At 65.1% G+C, this 26,135-nt stretch carries 28 protein-coding genes and 1 tRNA gene; 13 read left to right on the top strand and 16 right to left on the bottom strand.

From position 1 onward, the window contains the following. Positions 1–12: 12 nt before the first annotated feature. Complete coding sequence (pcaQ, locus tag FOY53_RS12560) at positions 13–945, bottom strand: pca operon transcription factor PcaQ (protein ID WP_146589330.1); 933 nt, start codon at positions 943–945, stop codon at positions 13–15. A 90-nt stretch (positions 946–1,035) separates the two neighbouring features. Here pcaQ and pobA point away from each other — a divergent pair, with 90 nt between their 5' ends. The 5 genes from pobA to FOY53_RS12535 are packed head-to-tail and all read left to right on the top strand — an operon-like array spanning position 1,036 to position 4,765. Further along, positions 1,036–2,214 carry a 4-hydroxybenzoate 3-monooxygenase gene (pobA, locus tag FOY53_RS12555; protein ID WP_146589327.1) on the top strand — a complete coding sequence of 393 codons (1,179 nt, stop codon included), beginning with the start codon at positions 1,036–1,038 and terminating at the stop codon, positions 2,212–2,214. A gap of 11 nt (positions 2,215–2,225) precedes the next feature. Further along, on the top strand, positions 2,226–2,606 hold the full coding sequence (gene pcaC, locus FOY53_RS12550) for a 4-carboxymuconolactone decarboxylase (protein ID WP_146589325.1): 381 nt from the start codon (positions 2,226–2,228) through the stop codon (positions 2,604–2,606). After that, a complete protein-coding gene (gene pcaH, locus FOY53_RS12545) occupies positions 2,603–3,322 on the top strand; it encodes a protocatechuate 3,4-dioxygenase subunit beta (protein ID WP_146589323.1) in 720 nt (239 codons plus the stop codon). Before pcaC ends, pcaH begins: the two co-directional genes overlap by 4 nt. Beyond that, entirely contained in the window at positions 3,323–3,925 is a 603-nt protein-coding gene (gene pcaG, locus FOY53_RS12540) for a protocatechuate 3,4-dioxygenase subunit alpha (RefSeq protein ID WP_146589321.1), read from the top strand. 9 nt (positions 3,926–3,934) lie between these two features. Continuing rightward, positions 3,935–4,765, top strand: a complete 831-nt coding sequence (locus FOY53_RS12535) for a 3-oxoadipate:acetyl-CoA acetyltransferase (RefSeq protein ID WP_146589319.1) — start codon at positions 3,935–3,937, stop codon at positions 4,763–4,765. A 90-nt stretch (positions 4,766–4,855) separates the two neighbouring features. Here FOY53_RS12535 and FOY53_RS12530 read toward each other — a convergent pair whose 3' ends face one another. The 3 genes from FOY53_RS12530 to FOY53_RS12520 are packed head-to-tail and all read right to left on the bottom strand — an operon-like array spanning position 4,856 to position 7,960. Then, positions 4,856–5,911, bottom strand: coding sequence for an ABC transporter substrate-binding protein (locus tag FOY53_RS12530; protein WP_146589317.1), 1,056 nt, complete (start codon positions 5,909–5,911; stop codon positions 4,856–4,858). Further along, on the bottom strand, positions 5,908–7,296 hold the full coding sequence (locus FOY53_RS12525; protein ID WP_146589315.1) for a sensor histidine kinase: 1,389 nt from the start codon (positions 7,294–7,296) through the stop codon (positions 5,908–5,910). The genes FOY53_RS12530 and FOY53_RS12525 overlap by 4 nt, the downstream gene beginning before the upstream one ends. Next, positions 7,289–7,960: a response regulator transcription factor gene (locus tag FOY53_RS12520; RefSeq protein WP_146589313.1), complete on the bottom strand. Its 672-nt coding sequence runs from the start codon at positions 7,958–7,960 to the stop codon at positions 7,289–7,291. Before FOY53_RS12520 ends, FOY53_RS12525 begins: the two co-directional genes overlap by 8 nt. Before the next feature lie 197 nt (positions 7,961–8,157). Here FOY53_RS12520 and FOY53_RS12515 point away from each other — a divergent pair, with 197 nt between their 5' ends. From FOY53_RS12515 to FOY53_RS12505, 3 genes are all read left to right on the top strand, one after another. Continuing rightward, on the top strand, positions 8,158–9,147 hold the full coding sequence (locus FOY53_RS12515; RefSeq protein ID WP_146589311.1) for a Bug family tripartite tricarboxylate transporter substrate binding protein: 990 nt from the start codon (positions 8,158–8,160) through the stop codon (positions 9,145–9,147). A gap of 114 nt (positions 9,148–9,261) precedes the next feature. Further along, positions 9,262–9,693, top strand: coding sequence for a tripartite tricarboxylate transporter TctB family protein (locus tag FOY53_RS12510; RefSeq protein WP_146589309.1), 432 nt, complete (start codon positions 9,262–9,264; stop codon positions 9,691–9,693). 12 nt (positions 9,694–9,705) lie between these two features. Beyond that, positions 9,706–11,238, top strand: a complete 1,533-nt coding sequence (locus FOY53_RS12505; protein ID WP_146589307.1) for a tripartite tricarboxylate transporter permease — start codon at positions 9,706–9,708, stop codon at positions 11,236–11,238. 182 nt (positions 11,239–11,420) lie between these two features. On the opposite strand, the gene FOY53_RS12500 is transcribed toward FOY53_RS12505, so the two are convergent. The 10 genes from FOY53_RS12500 to FOY53_RS12455 all read right to left on the bottom strand — a co-directional run bounded on the left by FOY53_RS12500 (position 11,421) and on the right by FOY53_RS12455 (position 20,824). After that, on the bottom strand, positions 11,421–12,074 hold the full coding sequence (locus tag FOY53_RS12500) for an aspartate/glutamate racemase family protein (RefSeq protein WP_246107380.1): 654 nt from the start codon (positions 12,072–12,074) through the stop codon (positions 11,421–11,423). Further along, on the bottom strand, positions 12,071–12,535 hold the full coding sequence (locus FOY53_RS12495) for a RidA family protein (RefSeq protein WP_146589304.1): 465 nt from the start codon (positions 12,533–12,535) through the stop codon (positions 12,071–12,073). Before FOY53_RS12495 ends, FOY53_RS12500 begins: the two co-directional genes overlap by 4 nt. A 153-nt stretch (positions 12,536–12,688) precedes the next feature. Next, positions 12,689–13,669 carry an ABC transporter ATP-binding protein gene (locus FOY53_RS12490; protein WP_146589303.1) on the bottom strand — a complete coding sequence of 327 codons (981 nt, stop codon included), beginning with the start codon at positions 13,667–13,669 and terminating at the stop codon, positions 12,689–12,691. Next, positions 13,666–14,718, bottom strand: a complete 1,053-nt coding sequence (locus FOY53_RS12485; protein WP_146589301.1) for an ABC transporter ATP-binding protein — start codon at positions 14,716–14,718, stop codon at positions 13,666–13,668. The genes FOY53_RS12490 and FOY53_RS12485 overlap by 4 nt, the downstream gene beginning before the upstream one ends. After that, positions 14,705–15,592 carry an ABC transporter permease gene (locus FOY53_RS12480; RefSeq protein WP_146589299.1) on the bottom strand — a complete coding sequence of 296 codons (888 nt, stop codon included), beginning with the start codon at positions 15,590–15,592 and terminating at the stop codon, positions 14,705–14,707. Before FOY53_RS12480 ends, FOY53_RS12485 begins: the two co-directional genes overlap by 14 nt. 3 nt (positions 15,593–15,595) lie before the next feature. Next, complete coding sequence (locus FOY53_RS12475) at positions 15,596–16,549, bottom strand: ABC transporter permease (RefSeq protein WP_146589297.1); 954 nt, start codon at positions 16,547–16,549, stop codon at positions 15,596–15,598. A 62-nt stretch (positions 16,550–16,611) separates the two neighbouring features. Continuing rightward, positions 16,612–18,213, bottom strand: a complete 1,602-nt coding sequence (locus tag FOY53_RS12470) for an ABC transporter substrate-binding protein (RefSeq protein WP_146589295.1) — start codon at positions 18,211–18,213, stop codon at positions 16,612–16,614. A 352-nt stretch (positions 18,214–18,565) separates the two neighbouring features. Next, positions 18,566–19,492, bottom strand: coding sequence for an N-carbamoyl-D-amino-acid hydrolase (locus FOY53_RS12465; RefSeq protein ID WP_146589293.1), 927 nt, complete (start codon positions 19,490–19,492; stop codon positions 18,566–18,568). A gap of 165 nt (positions 19,493–19,657) precedes the next feature. Beyond that, positions 19,658–20,302 (bottom strand): hypothetical protein, encoded by a 645-nt coding sequence (locus tag FOY53_RS12460; RefSeq protein ID WP_186766594.1) that lies wholly within the window; start codon positions 20,300–20,302, stop codon positions 19,658–19,660. 78 nt (positions 20,303–20,380) lie between these two features. Next, complete coding sequence (locus FOY53_RS12455; RefSeq protein ID WP_146589291.1) at positions 20,381–20,824, bottom strand: Lrp/AsnC family transcriptional regulator; 444 nt, start codon at positions 20,822–20,824, stop codon at positions 20,381–20,383. 81 nt (positions 20,825–20,905) lie between these two features. On the opposite strand from FOY53_RS12455, the gene FOY53_RS12450 reads away from it, so the two are divergent. Together FOY53_RS12450 and FOY53_RS12445 are read left to right on the top strand one after the other, a co-directional pair. Next, on the top strand, positions 20,906–21,499 hold the full coding sequence (locus tag FOY53_RS12450) for a LysE family translocator (protein WP_146589289.1): 594 nt from the start codon (positions 20,906–20,908) through the stop codon (positions 21,497–21,499). 98 nt (positions 21,500–21,597) lie between these two features. Then, on the top strand, positions 21,598–22,560 hold the full coding sequence (locus FOY53_RS12445; RefSeq protein ID WP_146589287.1) for an acetyl-CoA carboxylase carboxyltransferase subunit alpha: 963 nt from the start codon (positions 21,598–21,600) through the stop codon (positions 22,558–22,560). 121 nt (positions 22,561–22,681) lie between these two features. On the opposite strand, the gene FOY53_RS12440 is transcribed toward FOY53_RS12445, so the two are convergent. Next, the gene (locus tag FOY53_RS12440; protein WP_146589285.1) at positions 22,682–23,344 is read right to left on the bottom strand and encodes a GntR family transcriptional regulator; all 663 of its coding nucleotides are present in this window, start codon (positions 23,342–23,344) and stop codon (positions 22,682–22,684) included. A 31-nt stretch (positions 23,345–23,375) separates the two neighbouring features. Further along, positions 23,376–24,080: a M48 family metallopeptidase gene (locus FOY53_RS12435; protein WP_146589283.1), complete on the bottom strand. Its 705-nt coding sequence runs from the start codon at positions 24,078–24,080 to the stop codon at positions 23,376–23,378. Positions 24,081–24,202: 122 nt separating this feature from the next. Here FOY53_RS12435 and FOY53_RS12430 point away from each other — a divergent pair, with 122 nt between their 5' ends. From FOY53_RS12430 to FOY53_RS12420, 3 genes are all read left to right on the top strand, one after another. Continuing rightward, a complete protein-coding gene (locus tag FOY53_RS12430; RefSeq protein WP_146589281.1) occupies positions 24,203–24,526 on the top strand; it encodes a TIGR02300 family protein in 324 nt (107 codons plus the stop codon). 100 nt (positions 24,527–24,626) lie between these two features. Continuing rightward, a tRNA-Ala gene (locus FOY53_RS12425) sits at positions 24,627–24,702 on the top strand. 266 nt (positions 24,703–24,968) lie between these two features. Then, positions 24,969–26,063, top strand: a complete 1,095-nt coding sequence (locus FOY53_RS12420; protein ID WP_186766593.1) for a site-specific integrase — start codon at positions 24,969–24,971, stop codon at positions 26,061–26,063. Positions 26,064–26,135: the final 72 nt, after the last annotated feature.

The following is a 26,135-nucleotide window of genomic DNA, read 5'->3' as shown; positions in this document are numbered from 1 at the left end:
GGTCCGCGCCGCCTAGTCTGCGCCATCGCCCCGGATCGCGCCGGCGGCCTGTTCCAGCGCACTGACAAACATCTGCCGGGCGCGCGATGGCGTGTCGTCCGGTCGCGTCATCAGCCCGACCGGCCCGTCCGTCAGCGTGGTGTCCAGCGGCAGGGCACACAGCCGCGCCTCGGCGATATCCTGCGCCACGACGCCCTCGGAAATGATCCAGACCGCATCCGATGCGCGGACGAAATTGCGCCCGAAAGCTCCCGAAACCGACTCGATGCGGTTGCGCAGCGGTGGCACCCCCTGCGCGATCAGCAACCGCTCGACCAAGGGCCTGATGGCGGCATCGGCGGGTGGATGAATCACCGGCCATTGTGCGATGGAGGCCAGTTCCAGCGCGTTGCGCGCCAGCAACGGGTGCCCGGGGCGCACCACGAACACGACCCGTTCCAGATACAGCTGGGTAAAGGACAGCCCCATCATGGTCCCGGGCGCGCCCAGCCGCCCGATCACCAGGTCAACGGTGCCCGCGCGAAGCTGCGCTGTCAGATGCCCGTGTGGCCCGTCCTGCAATTCCAGCACCACATCCGGTGCCAGGGTGCGGAACCTGGCCACCGCGTGGGGCAGCAGCCGCGCCGCCACGCTTGGCAAGGTTCCGACTCGCAATACCGCGCCGCCGGATTCGCGCAGCGATGCCACGCCATCCACGCCGCGTTGCAGGGCGGCCAGGCTCATCTCGGCGAACTCCAGGAACACCCGGCCTTCGGGCGTCAGCCGCACGCCGCCCCGGTCGCGCAGCATCAGGGTGGCGCCGAGGATCTCCTCCAGCTCTTTCAGCGTTTTCGACAGCGCCGGCTGGGTCAGGTTCAGCACCGTGCAGGCGCGCTTCAGGCTGCCGTGCCGCTGGATGGTGGCAAAACACTCGATGTGGCGAAACTTGATGCGACGGTCAATCATTTTACTTGTCCATTTCGGCAATCAATTGGCATGAAATGTCATTTTACATATCATTACGGTTCAGTATCTACTGCCTTAACGGAGGATACTATGCAAACCCAAGTCGTCATTATCGGTGGAGGCCCATCGGGGCTCCTGCTTGCGCAACTGTTGCATGTGCAGGGGATCGAGGTGGTCGTTCTGGAACGCAAGACGCGCGAATATGTGTTGGGTCGCATCCGCGCCGGTGTGCTGGAACGGGGGCTGATTTCGCTGCTTGCGCAAGCGCAGGTCGAGACCCGCATCGACACCGAGGGCTTTCGCCACGACGGTACGGTCATCAGCTATGACGACCAGCATTTCCGCATCAATTTCACCGAACACACCGAACACCCCGTGGTGGTCTACGGGCAGACCGAAGTCACACGCGACCTGTACGATGCCCGCGAAAAGACCGGCGGAACGACGTTTTTCAATGTCGAGGACGTGCAGATCCACAATGCCGAGCTTGACGGCGCAACCCGCGCGCGCGTGACCTTTTCCTGTGGCGGCACCGAGCATGACATCACCTGCGACTACATCGCGGGCTGTGACGGATTTCACGGCGTCTCGCGCCAGTCGATCCCGCAGGACAAGCGCCGGACCTTTGAAAAGGTCTACCCCTTCGGCTGGCTCGGCATTCTGTCACAGACGGCGCCGGTACATCACGAACTGATCTACGCCAATTCGCCGCAGGGCTTTGCGCTCTGCTCGATGCGCAACGACCACCTGTCCCGCTACTATGTGCAGGCGCCGGTGGATGACGATATCGCCGACTGGTCCGACGACCGGTTCTGGGACACCCTGAGCCAACGCATCCCGCCGGAATTCGCCGCCAAGCTGCAGACCGGCCCGTCGATCGAGAAATCCATCGCGCCGCTGCGCTCCTTTGTGGTCGAACCGATGCAGTATGGCCGCCTGTTCCTGTGCGGAGATGCCGCCCATATCGTGCCGCCCACCGGCGCCAAGGGGCTGAACACCGCAGCGTCGGATGTGCACTACCTTTATCAGGCGCTCAGGGCGCGGTTTGCCGACAACGACAGCCGACCGCTGGCGCAGTACTCCGCCACCGCCCTGGCCCGCGTCTGGAAGGCCGAGCGTTTCTCGTGGTGGATGACCTCGACGCTGCACCGCTTTCCGCAGATGAGCGCGTTCGACCTGCGGATGCAACGTGCGGAACTGGAATTCCTGCGCTCGAACCCCGCCGCACAGGCGGCGATGGCGCAGAACTATGTTGGACTGCCCTATTGAAAGGCCCGCTGATGACTGAACGATATGACACCGGCATGACCGTGCGCCGGTCGGTGCTGGGCGACGCCCATGTCGACCGCGCCGAAGCCGCGAAATCCGATTTTGACAAGCCATTCCAGACGCTAATCACCGAAAGCGCCTGGGGCACGGTCTGGGCGTCGGACAACATCACGCGCCGCGAGCGCTCGATGCTCACCCTGGCACTGCTGGCCGCGACCGGCAATTTCGAAGAAATCCCGATGCACATCCGCGCCTGCGCCCGGACCGGGGCCAGCAAGTCCGACGTGCAGGAAGCGTTTCAGCACGTGGCGATCTACGCCGGAGTGCCCAAGGCCAACCATGCGATCAAACTGGCCAAACAGACCTGGTCGGAAATGGAGGAGAACACATGACCGGATTTATCCCCCGTGACCGGCGCTGGCACCCGCCCGCGCTGACGCCGGGCTACAAGACCTCGGTCAAACGCTCGCCGTCGTTTGCACCGCTGAGCTTTCCGACCTCGCCGTCCGAGGAATCCGGGCCGGTGTTCCGCGACGACATGCTGGGGCCGCAGGACGGCGACCTGATCCACAACTTTGCCAAACCGGGCGAAAGTGCGGTGGGGCCGCGCATCATCGTCCATGGCCGGGTGCTGGATGAATGCGGCCGTCCGGTGCCCAATACCCTGGTCGAGGTCTGGCAGGCCAATGCCGGTGGCCGATACCGCCACAAGAAGGAAAGCTATCTCGCCCCGCTTGACCCGAATTTCGGCGGTTGCGGGCGGGTGGTGACCGACGAACACGGGTTCTACGAATTCCGCACCATCCAGCCGGGGCCCTATCCCTGGCCCAACACGATGGCCGACTGGCGCCCGGCGCATATCCATTTTTCCGTCTTCGGCCACAGCTTTGCCCAACGGCTGATCACCCAGATGTACTTTGAAGGTGACCCGCTGATCTGGAAGTGTCCCATCGTCGACACCATCCCGTCGCGCGCCGGGATCGAATCGCTGGTGGCGGCACTGGACATGTCGCGGGCGATCCCGATGGACAGTCTGGCCTACAAGTTCGACATCGTGCTGCGTGGCCGCCGCCAGACGCATTTTGAAAACCGGCCGGAGGGACTTTGAATGGTACAGAAGCTCGACATTCTGCGCGAAAGCCCGTCCCAGACGGCGGGGCCTTACGTCCACATCGGCTGCACGCCCAACTTTTCGGGCATCACCGGCATCTACCCCGAGGATCTGGGCACAAGGATGATCACCGGCGATGCCGCCGGCGAACGCATCACCATCAAGGGCACGGTGCATGACGGCGCCGGAACCGCGTTGCGTGACGCGCTGGTCGAGGTCTGGCAGGCAGACGCGGCGGGCAAATTCGCCGGGCAGGGCGGCGACGCGGCCTTTACCGGCTGGGGCCGGTCTGCCGGTGACATGGCGACGGGTGAATTCACCTTTGAAACGGTGAAGCCCGGGGCGGTTTCCTGGCCGGATGGCCGCAAACAGGCGCCGCACGTGACCTTCTGGATCGTGGCGCGCGGCATCAACCTTGGCCTGCACACGCGGATGTACTTTGCCGACGAAGACGCGGCCAACGCCCAGGATCCGATCCTGTCCCGACTCGAGCACAGCCAGCGCATTCCCACCCTGCTGGCCCAGCCCGAAGGCAATGGCGTGTACCGTTTCGACATCCACCTGCAAGGCGCGCAGGAAACCATCTTTTTTGACATCTGAGAGCTGAACATGACCAAACCCTGCATCATATGTGTCGCGATCACCGGGTCGGTGCCCAAAAAAGCCGACAACCCCGCGGTGCCGATTACAATTACCGAACAGATCGAAAGCACCCAGGAAGCGTTCGAGGCCGGGGCCAGCATTGCCCACTGCCATGTGCGCAACGATGACGAAACCACCACCTCGGACCCGGAAAAGTTTGGGCTGCTGCTCGACGGCCTGCGCAAACACTGCCCCGGCATGATCGTGCAGCTGTCCACCGGCGGCCGATCGGGGGCCGGGCAGGCCCGGGGGGGCATGTTGTCCCTGCGTCCCGACATGGCGTCCCTGTCGGTCGGCTCGAACAACTTTCCGTCGCGGGTCTACGAAAACCCGCCGGATCTGGTCGACTGGCTGGCCGCGGAAATGAGGACCTACAACGTCAAGCCCGAGATCGAGGCGTTTGACCTGTCGCACATCCACAAGGCGGCAGAGATGAACCGCGACGGGCGGATTCCGGGTCGGCTGTATGTGCAGTTCGTGATGGGGGTGAAGAATGCCATGCCCGCCGACCGCGACACCTTTGAGTTCTACATCAAGACCGTCGAGCGGCTGGCCCCGGATGCGGATTGGTGCGCTGCCGGCATCGGCCGCCATCAGGCCGAGATCAACGAATGGTCCATTGAGCTGGGCGGGCACACCCGTACCGGTCTCGAAGACAACGTCCGCATCGACCGCGACACCCTTGCGCCGTCAAACGCGGCACTTGTCGAGCGGGCTGTGCGGTTGTGCGAGAAATACGCACGCCCGGTGGCGACTTTCCAGCAGGCGCGCGACATCCTGGGATTGGCCGCGGCCTGAGCCCTGCCGACGTGGCGGCGTCGCCTGGCCGCTGTTTGCTCCGGTCCGGGCCATCGCGGCTCCGGGCCAGAGCGTCTAGGGCCAGAGCGTCTAGGGCCGGACGTCACGCGAAAAGTTCTCGCGCCAGCGGCGGATGAACTGCGCCCGTTTCTGCTGGTCCAGCGCCACGATCAGTGCCGGTGACAGCCCGATCGGCCGCAGCGCCGTTTCCGACACCGGGGCGCGTTCCTCGGCGCTGGCCTTGTCGGTCAGCGGATTGATCAGCAGCACGTCCGTCAGCACGTCGCGTCCGGCGTCGGAGAGCAGAAAGTCGAGCAGCGCCGCCGCCTGCTGCCGGTGCACGGCCTGTTTCGGGATCATCAGTGCCCGCGACAACACCAGAGTGTAGTCCTGCGGCAGCACGATGCCGATGCGCGGGTCGGCCTGCGCCGCCACCTGGGCATAAGACCCCAGCACATTGTAGGCGATGAGGTATGTCCCCTCGGCCACCCCGGCGATGATCTCGGCGGAACAGCAGGTCGCCACCGCGCCGGTGCGCCCCAGACTTTCCAGCAGGGCGCCAAAGGTCGTGGCTTCGCGGGCATCGGAAAAGGCAAACAGATACCCCAGCCCCGACGCCTCGACATCGTAGGTGGCAACCCGGCCGGCATACCGCGAGTCCGGCGGGCGCAGCAGGTCAAGCAGGTCAAACCGGGTCAGCGGCACTTCACCGGCGGGCACCAGGTCGCGGTTGTAGGCCATCACCGCCGCCTCGCGGGTGATCCCCCACAACTCGTCACGCCAGCGCAGCGCGGCGGGCAGGGCGGTTGTCTGGCTTGAAACATGCGGCGCGGCGCAGGCATTGTTCACCAGCTGCACCATCTGGTGCACCCCCGACGAAATCACCACATCCGCACCTGCCCGGTCCGCCGAACAGTCCGCGAGGCTGAGGTCGAACAGGGCGTTCGATCCCCATTGCTCGTAGTCGACCGCCAGACCGGGCCGGGTGGCCAGATATGCGTCGATCACCGGGCCGAAGACGGCGATATCGGTGGTGGAGCGGACCAGCAGGCGCACCGGTGCCGCCGCGTCGCCAAAGCTCCGGCGCTCTTCCTGCGCGGTTGCGGGCAGCGACAGCAGGCACAGCCAGAGTGTCAGCCATCTCATGACGCGCCCTCCGCCAGCGGCAGCACCAGCGCGGCGCGAAAACCGGTCTCGACCCGCTCCAGTGCCAATGCGCCGCCGTAGGCCTGCGCCACCGCTGCGGCAATCGCCAGCCCAAGTCCTGACCCGTCCCCCCGCGACACGCTGTCATGGGCAAAGCGGCTGCCGAGACGGGTGATGTATTCCGGCGCCGGACCGCTGCCGCCGTCCTCGACCCAGAGCAGCGCCTGTCCCCCCGCAACCGAGGCACCGACCCGCACCGGCGCCGCGCCGTGTTTCACCGCATTGCCCAGCAGGTTCTTGGCCGCTTCGGTCAGCGACAGCAGATCGCCCAGCACCGGCACCGCATCCTCGCCGATGATCAGCCGGATCTCGACCCCCGGGGCCGTCAGCGCAAAATCCCCCGCCTCGACCACCTCGAGGGCGGCGTCGCGCAGGTCCACGGTCTCGCGGCGCTGCGATTCGGCGCGATGGATCACCAGCGCCCGGCTCAGCATCTGGTCCAGCAGGTGGCCCAGATCGACGGTGCGCCGGTGTATCCGCGTCACGATGGCGTCACGTCGGGCGCCGTCGGGTTCGCCCGCCACCAGATCGGCCTGCGCCCGCAGCGCCGCCACCGGCGTGCGCAGCTGATGCGCGGTGTCCGAGATCAGCCCCCGCATCGCGCGCACCTGCTGGTCGATCCGGCCCATGAAACCGTTCAACGCCCCCACCATCGCTTCGGCTTCTCTGGGCACCGGCGCCCGGATCGGCGTGAGGTCATAGGGGTCGCGCTGCGCCACCGCCTCGGCCAGACGGTCCAGCGGCCGTAGCGCCGAACGCACCACAAAGACCGCAAGCAGCGACATCAGCACCCCGGCTCCGGCCAGCAGCACCAGCGCACGCCGGGTGATGTCCAGCGCCAGCGCCCGCCGCGCCCGCAGGGTCTGGCCGACAATCACCTCGACCGGGCCCGAGATGTTGCGTTCTGCAAACCGCCGGGTGATCGCGGCATAGCGCGCAGGTTCTCCGGAAAACGCCGCGTCGTAGAACGCAGGGCTTGCCCCCGCGGTTTCGGGCGGGTCGGGCAGGTCGCCATAACCGGTCAGAACCGCACCGGTGGGCCCGGTCACGCGGTAGGCGATGCGGTCATCCGGCGCCAGCGCCAGCAGCTGAAACGCCGAGACCGGCAGATCCACCACAAGGTTGCCGCCGTCGACCGAAATCGACGCCGCAATATCGGCGGCCGCGCCGACCAGCAGCCGGTCATAGGCATCCTGTGCCGCCTGCCGCCCATACGCAAAGGCCGCGACCGACACCAGGACGCCGCCCACCGCCAGCAGCAGCGCCACCGCCAGCGCCACGCGGGCGACCAGCGACATCTGCCAGCGCGGGATGTGGCTATTCATCGACCAGAATCCGGTAACCAAGCCCGCGCTGGGTCTCTATCCGCACGTCGCTTGCCGCCAGCTTCTTGCGCAGCCGCGCGATGTAGAGCTCGACCGCGTTCAGACCCACATCGGCATCGTCGAACGAGAACAGCCGCTCATACAGCCGCTCCTTGTCCATCAGGGTGCCACGGTTGCGGATCAGCAGGCCCAGCAGCGCGAATTCCCGCCGGGTCAGGGGCAGCGGCTGTCCCCGCAGCGTCACCACGCGCGCCGTGGGGTTGAACACCAGATCGCCCAGAGTGACATCTTCGCTTTTCGGACCCTGCTCGCGGCGGCACAGCGCATGGATACGCGCCTCGAGTTCCCGCTGATCAAAGGGTTTCACCAGGTAGTCGTCGGCGCCAAGGTTGAGCGCCGACACCCGGTCATCGACCGAAAACAGCGCGGTGAGCATGATCACCGGCGTGCGCAGACCGCGCCCGCGCAGCTCTTGCAGCAGTTCGGTGCCCAACCCGTCGGGCAGATTGATGTCCAGCACGATCACGTCATAGCCCTGCACGGCGACAAAGCCGCGCGCCTCGTCCAGGTCCGTGGCCATGTCGCAGGCCATGCCCGAACGGTTGAGCTGAATGGCAATGGCCTCGGCGACGTCGCGCGTATCCTCGACCAGCAACACCCGCATGTCCTCCCCCCCAAATGGTCCGATCCCGACGCCTGCGGCTTTCCGGCGACAGGCGTGACAGGGTGTGACAGGTTGGTGACAGGTTCAAGGCCTATCAACCGGCCACCGTACGACGCGAGGAGACCGGGGCCGCCCCGGAGCGCCGCACCGGACCTGCCGGGTCGCCCGGCCAACACCGACTTGGAGGAGTCACACATATGAACATGACAACACCCCGCCTGACGCTTGCCGCGGCCTTTCTGGGCCTGTCTGCCCTCACCGCCGGCGCGCAGGGTTTCACCCCCGAGAACCCCGAATGCATCGCCCCGGCCAACCCCGGCGGCGGCTGGGATTTCACCTGCCGCCAGGTCGGCAAGTCGCTGCAGGACCAGGGCCTGCTGGACAAGACCGTGCAGGTCGTCAACCTCGCCGGTGGCGGCGGTGGCGTGGCCTATGCAGAGGTCGTGAACAAGCGCAATGACGACAATGACCTGATCGTTGCCGCCTCTTCGGCCACAGCGACCCGTCTCGCTCAGGGGGCCTATCCGGGCAACACCATGGATCAGGTCCGCTGGCTGGCGTCGGTCGGCGCGGACTATGGCGTCATCGCCGTGGCTGCCGACAGCGAGGTCGCGACCCTGCCGGATCTGCTCGAGATCATGAAGAACGATGCCACCGCGATTTCCGTGGCCGGCGGTTCGGCAGTCGGCGGCTGGGATCACCTGAAGGTGCTGATCGCCGCGAATGCCTATGGCATCGAAGACGTGCGCACGATCAAGTACATCGCCTTTGATGGCGGCGGCGAGGCCGTGACCCAGCTTCTGGCCGGATCGGTGCAGGCCTTCACCGGCGATCTCTCGGAAGCCAAGGGCTTTGTCGATTCGGGTGACATCAAGGTGATCGCGGTGCTGGCGCCCGAACGTCTGGGCGGCGCCTTTGCCGACATCCCGACCGCGCGCGAACAGGGCGTGGACGCCATCGGCGCCAACTGGCGCGGTTTCTACGCTCCGGGCGGCATGTCGGACGAGGCCTACAACAGCTGGGTCGAAAAGATCGCGACGCTCTATGCCTCGGACGAATGGAAAGCCACGATGGAAGCCAACGGTCTTGCCCCGCTCGACCTGCAGGGCGACGCGTTCCAGGCCTTTGTTGCCGACTCGGTCAGCCAGATCCAGGCGATCTCCAAGGAAATCGGGATCATCAAGTAAGCGCAGCCGCTGCGCAGGCGCCCGGGGGGAAACCCTTGGGCGCCGTTCTTTTTCATGACCTGCCACCCTCCGTCCGCGGCCCGTCCTGCGAGCGCCGTACAGAAAGAGACCCTCATGAGTGATCGTATCTTTGGCGTGATCGGGCTGTTGCTGTCCGTATTTTACATCTGGGCCGCCCTGATCATCGAGGAAAGCTTCCTCTCAGACGCCGTTGGCCCCAAGGCCTTTCCCATCATCATCGCCTGCGTTCTGGGGCTGGCGTCAGCCGTCATCGCGCTGCGTCCCGACCCCGAACCGGTCTGGCCCAGCCTTGCCCGGCTGGCCGAGATCCTTGCCGCGGTTGTGGTGATGTTCCTCTATGCCATGCTGCTGCCCGAGCTGGGCTTTGTCTTTGCCACCATGCTGGCGGCGACCTACCTGTCCTGGCGTCTGGGCTCGACCATCCTGGGGTCGGTTCTGACCGGCGTCGGCACGTCGGTCGGCATCTATGTCATCTTTCACCTTGTTCTGGGTCTGTCGCTGGCGCGCGGCCCGTTCGGCTTCTGATCGGAGACCTTCATGGACACGCTCTCATCCCTGGCCGACGGCTTTGCCATCGCCATCACCTGGCAGAACATCCTGCTGGCCCTGCTGGGCTGTTTCCTCGGCACCGTCATGGGCGCCCTCCCGGGGCTTGGCCCGTCGAACGGCGTCGCCATCCTGATTCCGCTGGCCTTCACTCTGGGTCTGGGCGCGACCCCGTCGCTGATCCTGCTCACCTCGGTCTATTACGGGGCGATGTATGGCGGGCGGATTTCGTCGATCCTGCTCAACATCCCGGGGGACGAACCGGCGATGATGACCTGCCTTGACGGCTATCCCATGGCACAGAAGGGTCAGGCCGGCGAAGCGCTGGCGATCTCGGGCATCGCCTCTTTTGTCGGTTCGTTCTTTGCGACCTGGGGGCTGATCTTTCTCGCTCCGCAGCTGGTCAAGATCGCGCTGCTGTTCGGACCGGCCGAATACTTTGCGCTGTTTGCACTGGCCTTTGCCACCCTGGGCGGGGTGAGTTCGTCCAACCAGGCGAAATCGGCCTTTGCCGCGGCGCTTGGCCTTGGCCTTGCGATGATCGGCGTTGACACCCAGACCGGGGTGCCGCGCTTTACCTTCGGCGAGGTGCACCTGTACGACGGTCTCGACTTCCTTGTCGCCATCGTCGGCCTGTTCGCCCTGTCCGAGGTGTTCATCTTTCTCGAACACCGTCACGGCGATGCTGACGCCGCCAGCAAGAAGGTGGTGATCGGCCGCCTGACGCCGCCGCTGTCGATGGTCAAGAAGTGTACACCCACCATGCTGCGCTCGACCTTCCTGGGGTTTCTCGCCGGAGTCCTTCCGGGGGCCGGTGCATCGCTCGGCTCTTTCATCTCGTATTCCATGGAGAAGAAGCTCGTCGACAAGGACGGCACCTTTGGCAAGGGCGACCCGCGCGGCGTCGCGGCCCCCGAGGCCGGCAACAATGCCGCCGCCGGTGGCGCGCTGGTGCCGATGCTGGCGCTGGGGGTGCCGGGGTCGGGCACCACGGCGGTTCTTCTCGCGGTGCTGCTGTCGCTCAATATCACGCCGGGGCCGCTGCTGTTCACCCAGAACCCGGATGTGGTCTGGGGCCTGATCGCGGCGCTGTTCATCGCCAATTTCATGCTGCTGGCGATGAATATCCCGATGGTCGGCCTGTTCACCCGCATCCTGATGGTGCCGCCGAAGGTGCTGATGCCGCTGGTTGCGATGGTAAGCTTTGTCGGTATCTACGGCATTTCCGGCTCGACCTTCGATCTGCAGGTGATGATCGGCTTTGGGGTGATGGGCTGGGTGCTGCGCAAGCTTGACGTGCCGCTGGTCCCGATCATTCTTGGCACGCTGCTGGGCAATGCGATGGAATCCAACATGCGCCGCGCCATCACCATCGACGATGGCAACTGGTGGACGCTGGTGGACAGCCCGCTGTCGCTGACACTCTGGACGATCGCGGCCATCGGATTCATCCTGCCGGTGCTGGTCGGCAAGGTGATCCGCTCGAAGATGCGCCGGGACGAGGAATCGTCGCTGTCTGACTGATCGCGGCAACCGGACGTGAGACGGGCGCGCCAATTGCTGGCGCGCCCTTTTTCGTTCCGGTACCGCGGAATTTCGGGTCAAGTCAGGTCAGGGCGAGTGAGACTGTGCCAAGCCCCTCGATCCGGTAGCCCATCGCCAATGCCCCACCGCGATCAGGGCATCGGCAAAGGTGTCGAGGTCGCTCATGTCGTCTGCTGCAACAGGGTCAAAAGGCGGCGCGCCGCCTCGGGTATCGGCGCGACAAGGGCACAGGGCGCAACCGGGCGCAAGCGGTCCGCCGCTTCGCCCAGAGGGCCGCCGCCGATGATCACCGCCCTGGCCCCGGCGGCATGGGCGCGCTGCATCGCCCGCAGCAGCGCCGCGTCCAGAGCCTGCGCGTTCCGGGACAGCGTCGCCGTATCGCCGTCGGCAAGAAAGGTGCCCAGATAGGCGCCGCCGGGGGCCGCGGCCTGCATCAGCGCGTCGATCGACGGCACCAGCGCCGGCGTATGGGTCACGACGGCATAGGCCCGCCCGCCCGCGGCTGCCGCCTGCGCCGCCGCAGCACCGATGCCGACCACCGGCACCGTCAGGCGGGCTGCCAGCGCCGCGCGCCCCGGGTCGCCGAAGGCCGAGACGATCACCCCGGAGACGCCCTCGGGTATCGCGGCCGCCGCCACCTGTTCGGAGGCGCGCGCCACAAGTTGCGGGGTCATCAGCAAAGGCGGAGACGACGGCGCGGTCCAGCCTTCGACTCCGGCCAGGGTGCGCGCGGCGATGGCGACCATTGACCGGGTGGTTGCGGCGCAGCCGTTCGGGTTCATCAGCAGCACACGCGGCGCGGGGGCAGGGGTCACGACAGTTCCACCACGGCCTCGACCTCGACCAGCGCATTGGCGGGCAGCGAGGTGACGTTGACCGCCGTGCGCGCATGGCGTCCCGCGTCGCCCCAGAGGTCGATGAACAGCTGTGAGGCACCGTTCACAATCATCGGCCCGTCAGGATAGCCCGGATCGGCGGCGACATAGCCGCCCAGCCTGATCACCTGCCGCACCCGCGAGAGTGACCCCGCCACGGCCCGGATCGAGAACAGCAGGTTCAGCGCGCACATCCGGGCCGCCTCCTGCCCGATGGCGGTATCGAACCCCGCGCCAACCGGGCCAAAGTATTTCGGCAGCCCTTCCCATTCACATATCTGCCCCGAGAGGAACAGCAGGTTGCCGGTGATCTTGCCGGGCAGGAACAGGGCGCGGGATGGCGCCGAGGGCGGCAGCGCCAGACCCAGTGCGTTCAGGCGGGTTTCAATCGGGCAGCTCACGGGAACCTCTCTTGCGACAAGTGTCTGGCCCGGGTGATCGGCGTCCGGACCACCCGCGCCGGGCCCGGCAGCGGACTGGTTGCGATGGCGGTCACCGGCGCGGCCGCGCGGGGCATGGAACGGTGGCCGTGGCCTGTGGTCATCCGCACGGGCTCACTCCGCCGGAACCGGGGCGTTGGCGTGGATGCAGGCGACCCGGCGGCGGTCGTTCGGCACGTGCACCGGCGGCAGGGCGGCACGACAGGCCGCTTCGGCCAGCGGACAGCGCGGTGCGAAAGAACAGCTGTCGGGCCGGGTGTCCAGGGGGGGCGGCGCGCCCGGGATGGCGTTCAGCCGCGCCCCGCGTGCAACGTCGTGCAGGTTCGCCGCCAGCAGGCCGCGGGTGTAGGGGTGACGCGGATCCTTGATGATCTCGGAGGTGGTGCCCTCTTCGACGATCTGCCCGGCGTACATCACCGCGATGCGTTCGGACACTTCGACCGCGACGCCGATGTCGTGGGTGACAAAGATTACCCCCATGCCGAATTCGCGCTGCAGATCGCGCAGCAGCAACAAGATCTGGATCTGCACCGTCGCGTCCAGCGCCGTCGTCGGCTCGTCCGCCAGCAGCAGCCGGGGGCGACAGGCCAGCGCCAGAGCGATCATCACCCGTTGCAGCATGCCGCCCGACAGTTCGTGCGGATAGTTGCGCAGGCGGCGTTCGGGTGAAGGGATGCGCACCCGGCGCAGCATGTCCAGCGCCGTGGACAGCGCCTCTTCGCGGCGCACCTTCTTGTGGCGCATCACCGCCTCAGCGATCTGGTCGCCGACGGTATAGACCGGGTCCAGCGCCAGTCCGGGTTCCTGAAACACCATCGACACTTCTTCGCCGCGATAGGCCTGCAAGGTCTTGCCCGACAGGGTCAGTACATCCACGCCGTTGACCTCGATCGCACCGTCGATCCGGCTGCGCTTTGGTGGCAGCAGCCGCAGCAACGTCTTGAGCGTCACCGACTTGCCCGAGCCCGACTCGCCCAGCAGCGCGAGGGTTTCGTTCTGCTTCAGCGTCAGGGTCAGGTCGTTGATCGCATGCACCGTGCGCGCCCCGGTGAAACGCACGTCGAGATTGCGGATTTCGACAAGGTTCTCGCTCATGCCAGCACGTCCTTCCCGGCCTTCGAGTGCCCCGATCCGAGGTCGTGCAGGTGACAGGCCGCCAGATGTTCCGAGCCCACAGACAGCGGTCGCAGGGTCGGGACCCGGGTCTTGCAGGCCGATTCGGCCAGACGGCAGCGGGTGTGGAAACGGCAGCCTGACGGCGGGTTGATCGGGTTGGGCGGATCCCCCGACAGCGGCGGCTCCAGCGTGCGGTTGTCCGGGTCCATCGAAGGCATCGCGGAAAACAGTGACCGGGTGTAGGGGTGGGCCTGACGGCTCCAGATCTGATCGACCGGGGCAACCTCGACCACTTCGCCCAGATACATCACCAGAATCCGGTCGGAAATATAGCGCACCACGTTCAGATCGTGGCTGATGAAGATATAGGTCAGGCCGAATTCGCGCCGCAGATCGGCAAGCAGGTTCAGCACCTGCGCCTCGACGGATTTGTCCAGAGCCGAGACGGCCTCGTCCAGCACCACCAGCCGCGGCGACATGGCCAGAGCGCGGGCGATGTTGATGCGCTGGCGCTGGCCGCCCGACACCTCGTGCGGATACCTTTGCGCGAAACGGTCGGGGGACAGGCCCACCCGCTCCATCAGGCGGCGGGCGCGCCCGACCGGGTCGGGCAGGCCCTGAATGCGGGCGCCGAATGCGATGGATTCCTCGATCGTCAGGCGCGGATTGAGCGAAGCATAGCTGTCCTGGAACACCATCTGCACGCCGCGTCTGAGGTCGCGCAGCGACAGGGTGCCGCCGAGGTCCTGACCATCATAGATGATCTCGCCCCTGTCCTTGTCGATCAGGCCGATCAGCAGCCGGGCGGTGGTGGATTTGCCGCAGCCCGATTCACCGACGATGCCAAGGGTTTCGCCCTTCTTCACCTCGAACGAGACGCCGTCGACGGCCTGCACCACGGCCTTCCTGCCGCCGAGGATGCCGCCGCGCACCGGGAAATACTTTTGCAGGTCGCGCACGATCAGCAGCGGCTGCGCCGGGCCGCCCTTGTCGGGGGCGGTATCGGGCAGGGTTTCAGTCACGGACATTCATCGCACTCCTCACGCCATCGCTCAGCAGGTTCAGGCAGAGCGAGGTGACAAAGATCATCAGGCCGGGCAGTGCCGACAGCCAGGGGTTCACATAGATCGCCGAGCGCAGGGTGTTCAGCATCAGACCCCATTCGGGTTCCGGCGGACGCACGCCGATGCCCAGGAACGACAGACCCGCCGCCAGGATCATGCAGACCGACGTCAGCGAGGTGGCATAGACAAAGATCGGCGACAGCACATTGCCGATGACATGCACCCTGATGACGGTCAGGGCGTTGGCACCCGACGCGCGCGCCGCGTCGATGTAATCCAGCGCCCGGACCCCCGAGGTGACGGCTTCGGACACCCGGGTGATGGGGGGGATGAAAACGATTGTCAGCGAGACCAGAGAGTTCACGATCCCCGCCCCCAGGGCGCCCGAGATGGCGATGGCCAGCAGCACCGAGGGGAAGGCAAAGAACACATCGACCGTGCGCATGATTCCCGTGTTGATCCAGCCGCCGGCGTACCCCGCAACAATGCCCAGCGTGCCGCCGATGAAAAAGGCCAGCACCACCGGCGTGAGACCGATGAACAGCGTCAGGCGCCCGCCATAGATCAGCCGGGCGAACATGTCGCGGCCCTGTTCGTCGGTGCCAAGGATGTGCCCCGGGGTCCCGATGGGCTTGAGCCGGGCGATCATCGACCCCTTGTAGGGATCGGCAAGGCCCAGCCAGGGAGCGAACGCCGCCGACAGGATCAGCAACAGGATCACGCCAAGGCAGATCAGTGTCAGCGGATCGCGCAGCAGGCGCGCGCCGACACCGGACCAGTAGCCTTGGCCCGACACGGTCGCCGGTGCGTCCAGGACGGTGACATCGACAGCGGTCATGTCTCAGCTCCTTTTGATGCGCGGGTCGATGGCGGCCTGCGCCACGTCGACCACAAGGTTCATCGTCACGAAGAACAGCGCCAGTACCAGAATTGTGCCCTGCAGCAGCGGCAGGTCGCGCTGGAAGATGGCATTGGACAGCAGAAAGCCCGAGCCGGGCCAGTTGAACACCGTCTCGATCAGGATCGAGCCACCCAGAAGATAGCCCAGCTGCAAGCCCATGACCGACAGCGCGGTGGCGGCGGCGTTGCGTGCCACATGGCGCAGGACGTCGCCGCGGCTCATGCCCTTGGCATAGAGCGCCTGGACAAAATCCATGGTCAGCAGATCGCCGGCCAGCGCCCGCACCGTTCGGGCCACGATGCCGATCGGCACAACGGCCAGGGTCACAGCGGGCAGCACAAGGTGGCGAATGTGCAGCCAGTCCCAGGACCAGTCCTGCGACCCGCCGGGGCCCGCCCCCATCGACGGCAGCCAGCCGAGATTGACGGAAAAGATGATGACCAGCACGATGCCCAGCCAGTAATTCGGCACCGAGACACCTGCGATCGAGATCGCCGTGACGGCGCGATCCAGCAGGGTGTCGCGGAAATAACCGGCCAGAAAGCCCAGGAAAATGCCGATGGGAAAGGCGACGACGGCGGCACTGAGCGCCAGGATCAGGGAATTTTGCACGGCGCCGAAAACTTCGCCCGCAACCGGGCGGCCGCTGGCGATGCTTTTGCCCATGTCCCCCTGTGCAAGGTTGGAAATCCAGATGGCGTACTGCACCGGCAACGGCTTATCGAGGCCGTAGATCGCCCGCATCGCGGCCTGTTCGTCGGCGGTGGCGTCCACCGGCATGATTGCGGTCAACGGATCACCCGGGGCGATCTGGACCAGCAGGAAGCAGATGACCGAGACGCCGAAGGCGACCGGCAGCATCAGGATCACGCGGCGCAGGAAATAGCTGAACACGGGGGGGCTCCTTCAGGTAAAAGCCCCCCGCCACGGCGCGCGCGGCGGGGGGCGGGGTCAGATCATTCCATCGAGATCGACGAGAAGTTCTGATACCAGTTCTGCGCCTGCACGAAGCCTTTGACCTTCGGGCTCATCGCGCGCGGGGCCACGTCGTGGGTGACCATCAGGAACAGCGCCTCGTTCACGAATTTCTCGTGGGTCTGGCGCAGCACCGCGTCCTGTTCCTCGGGGTCGAAAGTGGTCTTGATCTGGTCGAACAGCGCCTGCATCTCGGGATCGCAGTAATGGCCCCAGTTGGTGCCGTTCGGGGCGATCAGATCGCAGGACAGGTGGCGGATCAGGCCGGTGAACGGGTCCTGGATGAAGTAGGTGAAGTTGATCGATTCAGATCCTTCGACCGCCGCATCCCCGGCGCCTGCGCGCCACAGGTTGATCATCTGGTTCCACTCGACAACCATGAACTCGACCTCGATGCCGACTTCGGCCAGGCTTTGCTGAAGGTATTCGTTCATCGGCAGCGGCAGCATCTGGCCCGAGCCCGAGGGCGAAATCAGCGCCTTGACCTTGAGCGGATTGTCCACGCTGTAGCCGGCCTCGGCCAACAGGGCCTTGGCGGCGTCGGGGTCGTAGGTCACGTCAAAGGTCGGTTCGCCGAACCACTGCGACGATGGCGGTAGAAAGCCCTTGGCCGGGACCATGAGGCCCCCCAGCAGGGCGCCCATGCCTTCGCGGTCGATGGCAAGGTTCGCCGCCTTGCGCACACGGATGTCGTTCCAGGGCGACCCGTCCAGCCGCGACAGGTGCCAGGTCCAGTTGTGCGGATAGGCGTTGGACGAAATGACGAAACCATTGCCGGACATCGCCGGGATGGTGTCGGGTGCGGGGGCCTCGATCCAGTCGACCTGACCGGACAGCAGGGCCGCGGCGCGGGCATTCGGCTCGGGCAGCGGGATCAGGACCATCTTGTCGAGCTTGGGCACCCGGGTTTCGTCCCAGTAATCGGGGTTCGGCACCAGTTCGGCCCGCTCGCGCGGCACAAAGGTGTCCAGCTTCCAGGGGCCGGTGCCCGACGGCGCGTTGGCGACCTTTTCCCAGTCCTTGTCCATCGCCTCGAACTGCGCCTTTGACGACATCAGGATCCAGGCCAGCTGGTAGGGCAGGGTGGCGTCCGGAGTCTTGGTCACGATCTCGAGTGTCAGATCATCCACGGCAGTGTAGCTGGCCACGGCGGGAATGCGCGACTTGCCCTGCGCGGCCTGGCGCGAATCGTATTGCTCGGAACTGTCGTCCAGCAGCTTGTCAAAGTTCCAGACCACGACCTCGGCAGTCAGCGGGCTGCCATCGTGGAAGGTGACACCTTCGCGCAGCTTGAAGGTCCACTTGGTCTTGTCCTCGGCATCGACGGCCCATTCCGTGGCAAGGCCCGGGATCAGCACCGAAGGTTTGTCCGAACTGCTCAGGTCCCACTCGATCAGGGAATCATAGACCGTGTAGCCCATGAAACGCATGCCTTCGCCACCCTGGTCGGTCTGGCCCGTGGTCAGCGGAATGTCGGCGGCGGTCATGCCGACGCGCAGGATACCCTGGGCGGCGGCGCCCTGTGCAACTGTCAGACCCGCGGCCAGCATGAGGGCTGCGAACCTTCCCTTGAAATGTCTCATATGTAAGCTCCATGTCGTTTCGGGGCCATGCGAGCTGCCCCTTGCGCAAGACCCTGCGCGAGGCGGAAAAATCATTCCCGCCCGAATGATCCCGAGCGGGCATCGCGGCCCCTGCGAATCGGTGGGTCTGCCCGCTTTCTGTGCTTTGCGGGGGGCTTTGATGAAGTCTTGGGCGCTGCGGCGACCGGGTTTGGTGGAGACTGCAAGAAACGCCAGCTTTCGGACGGCATTTCGGAACCACGGCTCCTGTGCGGTCGCGCCGCGCGCCGGACCGCCGAGCGGTGTGCTGCCCAAGGGCTGGCGGAAACACCGGGCGGACACCGCGCGGACTGCCCGCCCGATCCTGTGCCGGTTACGTCGCAATGCCCGGCGCCGCGAGCCGGGTATAGACATCGGGGCGGCGGTGTTTGGCAAAGTCGAAGATGTTGGCGCGGATTTCCGCACAGCGATCCAGATCGCAGTCGGCCACGATCACCTCATCACCCAGCGTTGCCGCCTGCGCCACGATTTCACCGGTGGGCGCAACAATCGCCGACCCGCCGATCAGATCGCAGCCTTCCTCGACCCCCGCCTTGGCGACGCCGATCACCCACATGCCGTTGGCATAGGCGCCGGCCTGCAGGCTGAGGTGGTTGTGAAAGTCCTGAAGGTGGTCATGTTCCGGCGCGGGCGGGTAGTGGCGCGGTGTGTTGTACCCGATCAGCACCATCTCGGCACCGCTCAGCGCCAGTTCGCGATAGGTTTCGGGCCAGCGTCGATCATTGCAGATCGCCTGTCCGATCCTGCCGCCAAGTGCTTTGACAGACTGAAATCCGAACGGGCCGGGTTCAAAGTACCGTTTTTCCAGATGCTGGAACGGGCGCCAGGGCTCGTGTTCGGAATGCCCCGGCAGATGCACCTTGCGGTAGTGGTCGACGATTTGGCCGGTTCCGTCCACCAGTATCGCGGTATTGTAGCGGCATGTTCTGCCGTCCTGCTGCAGGACCTCGGCGTAGCCAAAGGAAAAGGCAACGCCAAGCGCGCGGGCGCGCGCGAACAGTGGCGCGGTGGCGGCATTCGGCATCTCGGTTTCAAAGAAGGCATCGACATCGGCCTGATCCGGCAGGAACCAGCGCGGGAAAAAGCTGGTCAGCGCCAGTTCGGGAAACACCACCAGTTCCGCGCCCTGTGCCGCCGCCTGGTCCAGCAGCGCGATCATCCGCGCCACGACAGTGGCGCGCGGCATATCGCGTGGGTTCGGGCCCATCTGCGCCGCGGCTGTGCGGATCACCCGGCTCATGTCCGGCTTTCGACACTGGCGGTCAGTGGGGCGGAGATGCGGGCGGGTTGGGGCAAGGGTCTGACTCCACATGATTTTCAGGGAAATCTTTCTTGCAGAGGTTGCACGGGATCAAGAGCGATTGCCTGCGGGGCCTCGGGTTTTGCGCCCGGGCACCGGCAATGGTCAGAAATTCGGCACGATCCCGCCCTGATCGGCGGCTGCTGCGGGCAACCATTGCGTCGGTGCCGGTGCCAACGGCGGCAGGCCCTCGTCGGCGCGGCGCTCGGCCTGCACTTCGTCTCTTGGTCGCCAGGGATAAGCGGTATCTTCGGGCACCGGCCCCCAGTAGAGCGCACCGCCGTAACGCCAGGGGTCGAGCACCAGGCCCATTTCCAGCGGGTCGCCTCTGGCGGTGAGGATGACCGAACTGTGTTCGATCCGGAAGGCGACCTTGTAGTTGGCGATGGCATAGCGAATGTCCAGCGTGCGGAACCGTTCCTGCTCCAGCCGGGCCCCCAGATCCCGCGACCAGTGCCAGCACAGCCCGCGCGGCTTCAGCCCGGCATTCACTTTGGAATTATGGGTGAGCGGCGAATCCTCGATTTCATAGGCCACGGCCAGCTGTCGCGGATATTCCACGGCCAGACGGGCGGCACGGCGCGCCTCCCGGGGGTCAACCCCAGGGCCGAGAGCGGCGATGGCGCGGCTGAGTTCGGCGATCTTCTCGGCGTCGGGCTGATCCGGGACCGGCGGAGTCACGCTGCAGGCGGAGGTGACGAGCAGGGCCGTCAGGCAGGCCAGTTTGCGCAGGGTCATCGAAAGGGTCATGCAGCCGTCTATTGATACGAGTCCAAATCCACCGTGGCGGCGAATCCAGGCCCGGCGCGCCCTTGCCGCCGTGCGGCTTCAGGCCCGCTCGTCCTTGGGAGACCCCATGACCACGTATGAGGTAATCGCATTGACCTGCGGCAAGGTTCCCAGAACTTCGGTATGAAAATGTTTGTAAGCCGCCAGGTCCGCGGCCTCGATCCGCAGAAGGTACTCTACGGCGCCGGTGATGTTGTGGCATTCCCGCACCTCGGGGCTCTGGGCGATGGCGCGTTCAAACGCCTCCTGCGCGGCCTTTGTGTGCTGGTTCAGACCGACGGTGACATAGGCGACAAAACCGACGCCGGTCTTGTCGGGCGACAGCACCGCGCGGTAACCGGTGATGACGCCGGCACGTTCCAGAGCGGTGACCCGGCGCAGGCAGGCCGAAGGCGAAAGTCCCACCGCTTCGGCCAGCGCCAGGTTGCTGATCCGTCCGTCGCGGGTGAGGGCGCGCAATATATGTTGGTCAATGCTGTCCATCGCGCCGGTATATTGCGCTCTGCCGGGCATTTCGACAAAAATTGCAATTCAATGCGACTGAGGCTAGCGGATAATGCAGGCATGATACCTGAAATCCTCCCTGCTTTGCTGCTGTTTGCTCTGGTGACTGTGATCACCCCGGGGCCCAACAACCTGATGCTGATGGCGTCAGGGGCAAACTTTGGCCTGCGCCGCTCGGTGCCGCATATGTTCGGCGTCGGGCTGGGGTTCCCGATGATGGTGGTGCTGGTGGGTCTGGGGGTGATGCAGCTCTTTGACCTCTGGCCGCAAAGCTACCTGGTGCTGAAAATCGCCTCGGCCGCCTACATGCTGTATCTCGCCTGGAAGATTGCCCATGCCGCCGCGCCCAGGGACACCGGCGCGACCGGCAGACCGCTGAGTTTTTTCCAGGCAGCGGCGTTTCAGTGGGTCAACCCAAAGGCCTGGTCGATGGGACTGTCTGCGATCACACTCTATGCGGCAGGGCGCGATCTGGCGGCGGTGCTCTGGGTGGCGGGGGCCTATGTCGTCTGCGCGGTGCTGTCGACAACGCTCTGGACCCTGGCGGGGCAGCAGCTGCGCCGCCTGCTGCGGGCACCCGCGCGGCTGCGGGCGTTCAACTGGCTGATGGCCGGGTTGCTGGTCGCCTCGCTATTGCCGGTGCTGTTTCGCTGACTTTGTCGGCGCGCCGCCTTGTCGCGCACCGGGCAGAGAGTTGCAAAGCCCGTCGCGTGCGTTCATATGACGCGTGACACCGAAGCGGAGCCTGTCACATGACGCACTACCTCGATTTTGAGAAACCTCTGGCCGAGATCGAAGGCAAGGCCGAAGAGCTGCGCGCGATGGCGCGGGGCAACGAAGAGATGGACATCGAGGCCGAAGCGGCGGCACTGGACCGCAAGGCATCGGATCTGCTGAAGGATCTGTACAAAAAGCTGACGCCCTGGCGCAAGTGTCAGGTGGCGCGGCACCCCGACCGGCCACATTGCAGCGACTATATCGAGGCGCTGTTTCAGGAATACATGCCGCTGGCCGGCGATCGCAAGTTCGCCGAAGACGAGGCGGTGCTGGGCGGGCTGGCGCGGTTCAATGACCGGCCCGTCGTGGTGATCGGCCATGAAAAGGGCAATGACACCAACAGCCGAATCCAGCGTAATTTTGGCATGGCCCGGCCCGAAGGGTACCGCAAGGCGGTGCGCCTGATGGAAATGGCCGACCGCTTCGGTCTGCCGGTGATCACGCTTGTCGATACACCCGGCGCCTATCCGGGCAAAGGGGCCGAAGAGCGCGGCCAGTCCGAAGCGATCGCCCGCGCGACCGAGACCTGCCTGCAGATCGGTGTGCCGCTGGTGTCGCTGATCATCGGCGAAGGTGGCTCCGGCGGGGCGGTGGCCTTTGCCACGGCGAACCGTGTCGCGATGCTGGAGCATTCGGTCTATTCGGTGATTTCCCCCGAGGGCTGCGCGTCCATCCTGTGGAAGGACGCCGAAAAGATGCGCGAGGCCGCCGAGGCGCTGCGGCTGACCGCGCAGGATCTGCTCAAGCTGGGCGTGACCGATCGGGTGATCCGCGAGCCGCTGGGTGGCGCGCACCGCGACCCCGAGGCCACGCTCGAAGCTGTCCGCGACGGTCTGGGCGCGATGCTCGACGAGTTGGTCGACATGAAGCCCAAGGCACTGATCCGTGACCGTCGCGACAAGTTCCTGACGCTGGGCTCGAAAGGGCTGGCCGCCTGAGGCCTCAAAGGGGCCTGCGCAGATCAACGCGGCCCGGCGCTCTCCGGAAGCGGCGCTGTCCCGTGCTCACCCGGTCACAGCTTCGAAGAGAGTCGGGTGGCGGAGGCGGGTCGCGCGGCAGTCACGACGTGAGCATCCGCAGGCCCTGCGTCACATCCGAGCGCACGGCCAGACGCAGACCCGGTTCGTCGCCGGCCTTGAGGGCGGCAATGATCAATCGGTGGTAGTGCGGCGCCTCGTTGCGACGCATTCTTGTATAGAGCGCGCGCATGGTCGGCCCCAGTTGCAACCAGACCGTTTCGGCCATCGCCAGCATCGCCGGGGCCTGGGCGCGCAGATACAGCGTCCGGTGGAATTCAAGATTGGTGCGGATGTAGCCCACCGCATCGCGATTCGACACGGCATCGGTGATGGTACCGTTGATGGTCTGCAACCGATCGATCAGCGCGATATGCGCGCGGGGCAGGGCGCGGCTGGCCAGTTCCACTTCCAGCAGGGCGCGCAGAGCGGCCAGTTCTTCGATCCGTTCGTTGCTGAGCTCAGGTGTTTGGACACGTCCCGAGTTGGACATTGACAGCGCACCTTCGGCGACCAGCCTCTGGACCGCTTCGCGGGCCGGTGTCATCGACACCTCAAACTCGCGTCCGATCCCGCGCAGGGTCAGCGATTCGCCCGGGCCGATCTGACCCAGCATGATCCGCGACCGCAGCCCGCGATACACGCGGTCATGGGCCGAGATCCGGGCTTCGGGATTTCTTTCTGGCGGGCGCAGGGTGGGCAACATATCTCCGTTGTGATCACAAACCCGGACCGGGTCAATCCTCAAACCGGTAGCGGTGCAACGCGGCGCCCTGTTCGCGCAGCCAGAGGCGCGGCGCCTGCCAGTCCCCGTGAATCCGGGTGACGGTGTCCCAGAAGGCGGGTGAATGATTCATCTCGGCCAGGTGCGCCACCTCATGGGCGGCGACATAGTCGAGCACGGCGCGCGGCGCCAGGATGAGCCTCCAGGAATACATCAGCCCTCCGGCCGCCGTACAGGATCCCCAGCGCGACCGGGTGTCCCGCAGCGTCAGGCGGCTGTAGCGCAGCCCGAGCCTGCTTGCATAGATATCCGAGGCGGCGGCAAGCCGGTCGCGGGCGAGGGCGCGCAGGTGTCCTTGCAGGCGCGCCGCCACCTGGTCCGGTGCGCCCGGCACGCACAGCTCGCACCCCTGGTCCTGCGCGATGGTCCGAACCGCACGCCCGACACCTGACACGATGCGGTGATCGACGCCCTCGACCGGTACCACCGCCCCCAGGGCCACAGGCACGACGCTCAGCTGATCCGCCAGGTGGTGACGCAGCCAGCCCTCCTTCTCTTGCAGGAAGGCCAGCGCCTGTGCCTGAGGCAGGCGTTTGGGCAGTGTCAGCGTGACTCGCCCGTCCAGTTGCGACAGCCGGAGCGAAATGCGACGCGCCCGCGCCGAGCGGCGCAACAGCACCGGGATCGGGGGGTTGCCCCATAGCGTGACATCACCCATATGAACGCCTCGGAGGATTGTGGCCAAGAAGCCTTTGACACTGGCATAGTGTTATGGCAGTTGGCCCGGATCGTCCACAGGACCCGGACCGTCCACAGGACCAATCATTGAGAGGGACTCCCATGCCCAAAGAAGAATGGGGCGTCAAACGCGTCTGCCCGACCACAGGCAAGCGGTTTTATGACCTGAACAAGACCCCGATCATCAGCCCCTACACGGGTGAAGTCGTCGAACTGGACCATGGCAAGCGTGGCCAGATTCTGGCGGACGCTGCGGATGGCGCCTCGCGCAAGTCCAAGGTCGAGGAAAAAGACGACGTCGATGTGCTGGACGATGATGATGATGTCGATGTCGAGCTGGACGATGATGATGTCCTCGAAGACGAGGATGACGACGAGAACGTGTCGCTTGACGACATCAAGGACGTTGCGAGCGACGACGACTGACGTCGCGAAATGAATTGGCGCCGGCCCGGATTTTCCTCTTGATCCCGGCCGCCGCTTTGCGTAATTCAGCGCGCACGGTGCCGGCGACGGCAACTGGAATGGGGCCTTAGCTCAGCTGGGAGAGCGCCTGCATGGCATGCAGGAGGTCAGGGGTTCGATCCCCCTAGGCTCCACCATTTCCTTCAAGACCAATGACTTAGAGACGCTTGAGATGGGTGTGCCACACAGGTGAGGCACAGCGATGCATTTCGACTCATACCTTTCACGCTCCCGCCACGGCATTTTTTACTTCCGCTGGCCTATGCCAAAGCAACCAGATACCACTAAGAGACATACAGTCCGGGTATCACTTCGGACACGCTGTCCTAAGCATGCGGGGTGTCTCGCCCGGCATCTCGCCCTGTGCAGCTCCTCATTTTTTCGAACTGGAGTGCCGACCCACATGCGGCATGATGAACTCCGCAAGCTGATCCATGCCTATTTCGCAGCCAGACTTGCCAAGGCAACAGACCGGCTCGGCGCAGACGGCCCGAGATCCGAATACCTGCGCGCGCCGATCCTGGCCACTCTGAGCCTCGCTGAGGCGTCGTCAGTGGATTACTGGGAGATGACCCAACCGGAAGGTACAGACGCCTTCCTGACCCGGTTCTGTGAGGCCAGCGGTATCCCTCAGTGCGAGGTAGACAACCGCCCGGACCGAATCTTGCAAGAATACCAGATTGCCCACCGCGACATGCTCAGGGCGCTGGAAAAGTTCGAGGCGTCGTTCGGTCGATACGACTACGAAAAATCCACGCCAGAGCCTGACGACGCCCTTGTGGCGGACGAACAAGTGGCAAACAGCGCGACATTGTCGCAAGCCATCACGGTGTACATCACCGAAAACCGCCGTGCAGACAGTTGGCAGCCCGGGACATTCGACAAGAAAGAGGCAGCGCTTGAGGCACTTGTCGAGTTGCTCGGTGAGGACCGCATGATGACTTCAATCACCAAAGCAGACGCACAAGAGGTCAAGCGTGTGCTTTTGGAATTGCCCGCAAACAAGAACAAGAACCCTCACACGAGGCATCTCTCACTGAGAGAAGCCACCACTGTGCGGGACGTAACAAAGCTATCTAGTGTCACCGTTAACGGCTACATCAGCATCTACCAATCGTTCTATGACTGGGCAGCCAAGAATGGTCACGCCCACGTCAACCTTTTTGAAGGTATGCGTGTTGGCAGATCGAACAGCAGGACTACTCCGCAACGCCAAGCCTTCAAGCCCGAGGCACTCAAAGCAGTGCAAGACGAGTTGATACACAACACCAAGGGGCTTGTGAAAAGCGGTAGCCACAAGTGGGCAACACTGATCGCAGTGTACTCAGGAGCACGGCTGAACGAAGTATGCCAACTGGATGTATCCGATCTACAACAGCAGGACGGGACATGGATTTTCAACATGATGGACGAAGGCGAAGGCAACAAGCGTTTCAAGAACGCCGCATCTATACGCAAGGTGCCAGTTCATGCCGAACTCATCAGACTTGGTCTGTGAACAAGCATGCAATTTTGACCCCGTGGCGGGGTGATCGGCGTCCAAAAGTGACCCCCTTATACTGATTTGGAT

The organism is Puniceibacterium confluentis (genome assembly GCF_007923445.1).
Lineage (GTDB): Bacteria > Pseudomonadota > Alphaproteobacteria > Rhodobacterales > Rhodobacteraceae > Puniceibacterium > Puniceibacterium confluentis.
This window is presented reverse-complemented; position numbering and strand designations above follow the sequence as displayed.